This is a genomic window from Streptomyces katrae (assembly GCF_000966975.1).
GTDB lineage: Bacteria > Actinomycetota > Actinomycetes > Streptomycetales > Streptomycetaceae > Streptomyces > Streptomyces katrae.
Window position 1 is genome coordinate 1 of the sequence record NZ_JZWV01000571.1, and the last position, 6,424, is coordinate 6,424.

Genomic DNA, 6,424 nt, shown 5'->3' on the forward strand with positions numbered 1-6,424 from the left:
TGCGGGCAGGACCGCCCGCGTCCTGCTGGCTCCCCTCCTCGTGGCGGTGCTGCTCGGCGCGGGCACCGACGGCTCCGGCGAGACCGTCTCCCTCGACGGCGACCGCCCCGGCGAGCGGCTCGACGTCACCCTCACCCGGGTCGTGGACCCCGCGGGCCCGGAGCCGGCGAGCGGGGGCGAGCGTCTGGTCGCCGTGGAACTGCGTCTGGAGAACACCGGAACCGTGCCGTACGAGGACTCCCCCGCTCCGGCCGCGCACCTCCTCGACACCACCGGGCGGCGGTTCACCGGGCTCAGCGCCCCCACGGACGCGGGCCCGCCCCTCCCCGGCACCGTCACCCTCGCCCCGGGCCGTTCGGCCGCGGGCTACGTCGTCTTCCGGCTGCCGCGGGAAGCCCGTCCGGCGGCGGTGCAGTTCGCCCTGGACGCCGGGCTCGGGGACGACGTCGCCCACTGGAGCCTCTCCTGAACGCCTGCCGGAACCGGCCGGAAATTACCTCGACGTATCTAGTGACTTAGCAGCCACCCACCAGTAGAACTTGTTCCCACTCCGTCGAGAGTGAGGAACGCCACATGAGTGACAAATCCCTGCACAGCAAGGTGTCCAAGGGTGTCTCCCGACGCGGATTCATCGCTGGAACCAGTTCTCTTCTGGGGGCCATGGCCCTCGGCGCCAACGCCATCCCGGCCCGCGCCAATCCCGCCACCGCCATCGCCTCCGCCGTAGCCAACGCTCCCATCGCGTCCGGGGCCCATGTCCCGGCCCTCGTCATCGGCACCGGCTACGGGGGCTCCGTCGCCGCACTGCGGCTCGCCCAGGCCGGCGTCGACGTCCACATGATCGAGATGGGCATGGCCTGGGACACCCCGGGGACGGACGGCAAGATCTTCGCCAACACCACCAGGCCCGACTACCGCTCCTTCTGGCTGCGCACCCGCACGAAGGCGCCCCTGAGCAACTTCCTCGGCTTCCCCATCGACAAGGACGTCCCGAAGTACACGGGCATCCTCGACGCCGAGGAGATGGGCGGGATCATCGTCTACCAGGGCCGCGGCGTCGGCGGCGGCTCGCTCGTCAACGGCGGTATGGCAGTGACCCCCAAGCGGCAGAACTTCGCCGCCATCCTCCCCACCGTGGACGCCGACGAGATGTACTCCACCTACTACCCCCGGGCCAACGCCGGGCTCGGGGTGGGGCTCATCGACCCCGACTGGTTCGAGACGGTGGACTGCTACCAGTTCGCCCGCGTCGGCCGCAAGCACGCCCAGCGCTCCGGCTTCCCCTTCGTCTTCGTGCCGGACGTCTACGACTGGGACTACATGAAGCAGGAGGTGGCCGGCACCGTCCCCAAGTCCGCCGTGGACGGGGAGATCCTCTACGGCAACAACGCCGGCAAGAAGTCCCTCCAGAAGACCTACCTCGCCGCCGCCCGGGCCACCGGCAGGGTGGCCGTCTCCCCCTTGCACCGGGTCACCACCGTCTCCCCCTCGGACGGTGGCGGCTACACGGTCGCCATGGAGGAGCTGAACACCACCGGCGACGTCGTCACCGTCAAGACCGTCACCGCCGACCGGGTGTTCTTCGCCGCCGGCAGCGTCGGCACCAGCAAGCTCCTGGTCCGGCTGAAGGCCACCGGGGCCCTCCCGCTCCTCAACGACGAAATCGGCAAGGGCTGGGGCGACAACGGCAACGTCATGTGCGGCCGGGCGAACCACATGTGGGACCCGACCGGCAAGGTCCAGGCGTCCATCCCCTGCGGGGGCATCGACAACTGGGACGCGGGCGGGGCCTTCGCCGAGGTGGCGCCGCTGCCGACCGGCATCGAGACGTACGCCTCCTTCTACCTCTCCATCACCAAGAACCCCAACCGCGCCGAGTTCTCCTGGAATCCGGCGACGCGCAAGGTCGAGCTGAACTGGCAGACGGCCTGGAAGCAGCCATCCATCGACATGGCGAAGACCATCTTCGACAAGATCAACGCCAGGGAGGGGACGATCTACCGCAGCGACCTCTTCGGCACCGACAAGGTCTGGGGCGACCACCTCACGTACCACCCGCTCGGCGGCGCCGTCCTGGGCAAGGCCACCGACAACTACGGCCGCCTGCACGGCCACCCGGGCCTGTACGTCATCGACGGGGCGCTGATCCCCGGCAACACCAGCGTCAACCCCTTCGTGACGATCACGGCCCTCGCCGAGCGGAACATCGAGAAGATCATCGCCACGGACCTCTGACGGAGGACGGTCACGGTCACCGGGGCCGGCCGGGGCGCGCGCCGCGCCCGGCCGGCCCCGCCGCCGTTCAGCTCCCCGGCAGCACACAGACGCTGTCGAGGCCCAGGACGTGGTTGAGCCGGCCGAACGCGAGCCAGGAGCCGATGCTCATGCTCAGCTCCACGATCTCCACCTGGCTGTAGTGCGCGGTCATCCGCTCCCAGAACTCCTCGTCGAGGTTGTGGTGGTCCAGGGCGTAGCGCTCGGCGTACTCGGCGGCCAGCCGGGTGCGGTCGTCGAAGGCGGGCGTGGTGCGCCATTCGGTGACCGCGTCGGCGAAGCCCTCCTCGACCTTCTCCCCGTCCCGGTCGGTGCGCCAGTCGAGGCAGAAGACGCATCCGTTGATCTGCGCGATGCGCAGCCGGGCCGCCTCGAACTCGCGCAGGCCCAGGGTGGTGTGGGCGTAGACCGACAGGGAGAAGTTGGCCGCCGCCATGCCGATGCCCGGGACCAGATCGCCCCATACGTACTCGATGGGGTGCTGTCCGTCGGGGACGTCGATCCTCATGGCTGTTTCCTTCCGAGTTTGCCGACTGCGGGGCGCAGCGGGACGTCGAGGGCGTCGTAGAGCCCGGGTTCCGCCTCCACCAGCCAGTCGATGGCCCCGACCAGCCGCCCGACGGCGGTGGCGTTGCCGCCCGCCGAGCGGTTCTCGCCCTCGTCGGTGGCCTCGACGGTCACCTCGATGCGGGGGCGGCCCTCGATGACGACCCGGTGGGCTCCGGCGCCGCCGTCGGGCGGGGCGGGCCAGTCGGGGGCGCAGGAGGCGTGGATGCGGGTGACGTGTTCGATGACGATGCGGGGTTCGCCGGCGACGATGCCCTGGACCTCGAAGCGGATGGCGCCCTGGGTGCCGGCCTGGAACTCCCCCATGGTGGGGGTGGTGACGGTGGTGTCGAGGGCGCGCCGGTCGGAGGTCTCGCGGATCTCGTCGAGTTCGACGCCGAGGGCGCGGGCCATCATCCGGATCTGGCCGCCCCACACCATGGTCGGGACCGAGGGCATGAGCATCATCGGCTCCTCGTCCATGGGCCGGCCCATGCCGACCAGGTCGCGGACGGAGTCCGGCTGGTCGTAGGTGGAGTAGTCGAAGATCTCCTGGCAGCGGATCGCGTCCACGGTGGTGCCCAGTCCGCTCAGCAGGAGCGGGAGCACGTCGTTGCCCCAGCCGGGGTCGACGCCGGAGGCGAAGAGCGAGCCGCCGCCCTCGGCTATCGCCGCCAGGACCGGGTCGCGGAACTCCGGCGGGGCGCTGCGGTGGTCGTAGAGCGTGTAGAGGGCCGGGCTGACGACGGCCGCGCCCGCCGTGATGGCGCGGGTGATGTCGGCGAGGGCGTCGTCGGGGCGGACGTCGCCTGACGCGGCGTAGACGACGGCGGCGGGACGGGCCGCGAGCACCGCCCCGATGTCGTCGGTCGCCGCCACCCCCAGCCGGCGGTCGAGCCCGGCGAGTTCGCCCGCGTCGCGGCCGATCTTGGCGGGGTTGTGGACGATCACTGCCGTGAGTTCGAGCGCCGGGTGGGCCTCGACGGCGCGGATCGCCGCGCGGCCTACGTTGCCCGTGCCCCAGACCACCGTGGGAATCATGCGCGGAGGGTAGCGACGGGGCGCGGAGGAGCCCAGGGGCGTGGAGGAGGTTTTTCGAGCGGGCCGCGCCCTGGACTCCGGGCACGGAGAAAGGATTCGGCGGGTCGAGCCGCACCCCGTACGCTCCCCCGGCATGAGCATGAGGAATTCGACGGTGCGGGCGGTCAACCGGCTGACGGCGCACTGGGCCGGGGCCCACCGGGGCGACGCCGGAACGGTGTTCACCGCGGCCGGGGTCTGGCCGCTGCTCGCCCCGCTCGCGGACGGGGCGGCGGGCCCGGCCCGGGCGGAGCTGGCGGAGGCCCTGGGCATGCCCGCCGAGCGGGCGGCGGGGGCCGCACGGGAACTGCTGGCCGCACTGGACGGCGTACGGGGGCTGCGGGCGGCGGCGGGCCTGTGGACCCGGGCGGACCTGCCCCTGGAGGCGGCCTGGCTGGAGCGGCTGGCGCCGGGCAGCCACGGCACCCTGAGCGGTGGCGCGGAGGCCGACCACAAGGCGCTGGACGCGTGGGCCGACCGGCAGACGGACGGGCTGGTCAGGCAGATGCCGGTCACGCTGACCGAGGGGCCGGACGGGACGAGGCTGGTGCTGGCTTCGGCCCTCGCGCTGAAGACGAGGTGGATCCGGCCGTTCACGGAATGGCCCGGTGAGGCGGCCGAGGGCCCGTGGGCCGGGCGGCCCCTGCGGATGCTGCACCGTTTCAGCCGGCTGCAGGACCGGGTCGGGGTGGCGGAGGGGCCGGCGGGGGCGGTGACCCTGCTGGAGGTCGTCGGGAACACGGGGGTGGACGTCCACCTCCTGCTGGGCGAGCCGGGCGCCGGGTCCGGCGCGGTCCTCACCACCGGGATCGAGGCCGTCACCCGGTCCCGGCCGGTCGTCCCCGCGAGCCTGCTCCCGGCGGGCCGCCCCGCCCCCGGCCTCTCCATCGGCACGGAGCTCGCCCAGACCCCCGGGCCCCGGCTCGCGGTGAGGACTCCCGCCTTCGAGGTACGGGCCGTGCACGATCTCGGCGAGCGGGCCCGGATGTTCGGCCTGGAGGCGGCGCGGGACTCGCGCCGGAGCCACTTCCCCGGGGTCAGCTCCGCTCCTCTGGCCGTCGGCTCCGCTCAGCAGTCGGCGGTGGCGTGGTTCCACGCGGAGGGGTTCGAGGCCGCCGCGGTCACCGCGATCAGCGCGGTCGGGGCCGGTGTACCGCCCCGGACCCGCTACCGCGTCCGCCGCACCGAGGTGTCCTTCGACCGCCCCTTCGGCTTCCTGGCCGTCCACCGCACCTCGCGGCTGGTCCTGGCGGCGGGCTGGGTCAGCGATCCGGTCCCGTACGCGGAGCCACCGGAGAAGACGGAGGAGGAGAAGAGGCGGGAGGAAGAGGAAGCGGACGCGCAGTGGGAGGAAGAGGAGCGGGCGGCGGCAGCGTCGCGGCCAGCGCCGCCGTCTCCGTGAAGGAGGGGACGCGGCCCGTGCCGCCCCGGCCCGACACCGACAGGGAGGCCGCCGCCACCCCGAGGGCCACCGCCTCCGGGAGGGGGTCGCCGAGGGCGAGCCGGGCGGTGGCGGTGCCGGTGAAGCAGTCCCCGGCGCCGGTGGCGTCGACCGGCTCGGGGTTCACCGGCACGGGGTGGTGGGCCGCCCGGACGCCCTCGTCCAGGAGCAGCCGGCCGGCCCCGGCGGTGACGGCGACGGCGCGGGCGCCCAGGGCCCGGTAGCGGGCGGCGGCCGTGACCGGATCGGCGGTGCCGACCAGCGCGAGGGCGTCGGCGGGGCAGGAGGACTTGAGCAGCCCGGTCAGCGGGGCCATCGCCGCCAGCAGGGAGCGGGCCCCGGCCCGACCGGTCAGCCGGGGGCGGAAGTTGGGGTCGTACGTGACGTGGCCGCCGGCCCCGTGGACGGTGCGGGCGGCGGCGAGCACCGCCTCGCGGCTGCTCGGGGAGAGCGCGCCGGCGATCCCGCCGGTGATCAGCGCCCGGGTCCCGGTCAGCAGTTCCCGCCAGGCCTCGACGTGGGACGGGGAGAGGGTGGATCCGGCGCTGCGGGTGCGCCAGTAGACGAACTCGCGCTCCCCGTCGGTGTCCGCGCTGAGCAGGTAGGCGCCGTTGGGGTGGGGGGCGCGGTGGACGTGGGAGACGTCCACTCCCAGCTCGGCGGCCCGGCGCAGCAGCGGGAGGCTCAGCTCCTCCTCGCCGACGACCGCGAGCAGTGCGGTCCGCGCCCCGGCGGCCGCGGCGGCGGCAGCGGCGTTGAGGGCGTGGAGATCCGGGCGGCGGTCCCGTCGGCGGCCTCGCGCAGCGGGGCCTCGGCATGGATCTCGACGAGCACCTCGCCGAGCACGAGGACGTCGTACGGCCCGTCGGCCGGGAAGGCGGCCACGGCTACGCCTGCGCGCGCGGTGCGGCAACGGGCCCCGCGTCGGGCGCGGCCCGTCCCGGCTCCGGCGCACGGGGTGGCGAGCCGCCGGACGCGGCCGGGTACGCCGCCAGGTCGGCGAAGAGGGCCGCGAGTTCCTCCGGGTGCGTCGGCAGGCCGGTGCCGACGCCGACCGCGGTCGCGCCCGCCGCGAGCCAGGTG

6 protein-coding genes and 2 pseudogenes are annotated in these 6,424 nt (G+C 73.9%); 3 read left to right on the plus strand and 5 right to left on the minus strand.

The genetic code is table 11. From position 1 onward, the window contains the following. Both VR44_RS20680 and VR44_RS20685 read left to right on the plus strand, forming a co-directional pair. Window positions 1-469, plus strand: a 469-nt coding sequence (locus tag VR44_RS20680; protein WP_052713727.1) for a DUF4352 domain-containing protein, incomplete at its 5' end; no start/stop codon positions are given. A 104-nt stretch (window positions 470-573) separates the two neighbouring features. After that, on the plus strand, window positions 574-2,235 hold the full coding sequence (locus VR44_RS20685; RefSeq protein ID WP_045949043.1) for a GMC oxidoreductase: 1,662 nt from the start codon (window positions 574-576) through the stop codon (window positions 2,233-2,235). A gap of 67 nt (window positions 2,236-2,302) precedes the next feature. Here the strand turns inward: VR44_RS20685 and VR44_RS20690 are convergent, their stop codons facing one another. Together VR44_RS20690 and VR44_RS20695 are read right to left on the minus strand one after the other, a co-directional pair. Further along, window positions 2,303-2,782 (minus strand): carboxymuconolactone decarboxylase family protein, encoded by a 480-nt coding sequence (locus VR44_RS20690; RefSeq protein WP_045949044.1) that lies wholly within the window; start codon window positions 2,780-2,782, stop codon window positions 2,303-2,305. Further along, on the minus strand, window positions 2,779-3,861 hold the full coding sequence (locus VR44_RS20695; protein WP_045949045.1) for an NAD(P)H-dependent amine dehydrogenase family protein: 1,083 nt from the start codon (window positions 3,859-3,861) through the stop codon (window positions 2,779-2,781). The genes VR44_RS20690 and VR44_RS20695 overlap by 4 nt, the downstream gene beginning before the upstream one ends. Before the next feature lie 133 nt (window positions 3,862-3,994). Between VR44_RS20695 and VR44_RS20700 the strand changes: the two genes are divergently transcribed. Beyond that, window positions 3,995-5,302: a serpin family protein gene (locus tag VR44_RS20700; RefSeq protein ID WP_045949046.1), complete on the plus strand. Its 1,308-nt coding sequence runs from the start codon at window positions 3,995-3,997 to the stop codon at window positions 5,300-5,302. A 73-nt stretch (window positions 5,303-5,375) separates the two neighbouring features. Here VR44_RS20700 and VR44_RS47365 read toward each other — a convergent pair. From VR44_RS47365 to VR44_RS46450, 3 genes and pseudogenes are all read right to left on the minus strand, one after another. Further along, window positions 5,376-6,056: pseudogene (locus tag VR44_RS47365) on the minus strand (carbohydrate kinase family protein); the annotation flags it as partial. Then, the gene (locus VR44_RS46445) at window positions 6,026-6,226 is read right to left on the minus strand and encodes a hypothetical protein (protein ID WP_052713729.1); all 201 of its coding nucleotides are present in this window, start codon (window positions 6,224-6,226) and stop codon (window positions 6,026-6,028) included. The gene VR44_RS46445 and the pseudogene VR44_RS47365, both read right to left, overlap by 31 nt. A 2-nt stretch (window positions 6,227-6,228) precedes the next feature. Continuing rightward, window positions 6,229-6,424, minus strand: a pseudogene (locus tag VR44_RS46450) (hypothetical protein); the annotation flags it as partial.

Excerpts from the sequence above, each read along its gene's own strand:
- VR44_RS20685 (WP_045949043.1), top strand. The coding sequence starts at position 574 with ATGAGTGACAAATCCCTGCACAGCAAGGTGTCCAAGGGTGTCTCCCGA.
- VR44_RS20700 (WP_045949046.1), top strand. The coding sequence starts at position 3,995 with ATGAGCATGAGGAATTCGACGGTGCGGGCGGTCAACCGGCTGACGGCG.
- VR44_RS20695 (WP_045949045.1), bottom strand. The coding sequence starts at position 3,861 with ATGATTCCCACGGTGGTCTGGGGCACGGGCAACGTAGGCCGCGCGGCG.
- VR44_RS20690 (WP_045949044.1), bottom strand. The coding sequence starts at position 2,782 with ATGAGGATCGACGTCCCCGACGGACAGCACCCCATCGAGTACGTATGG.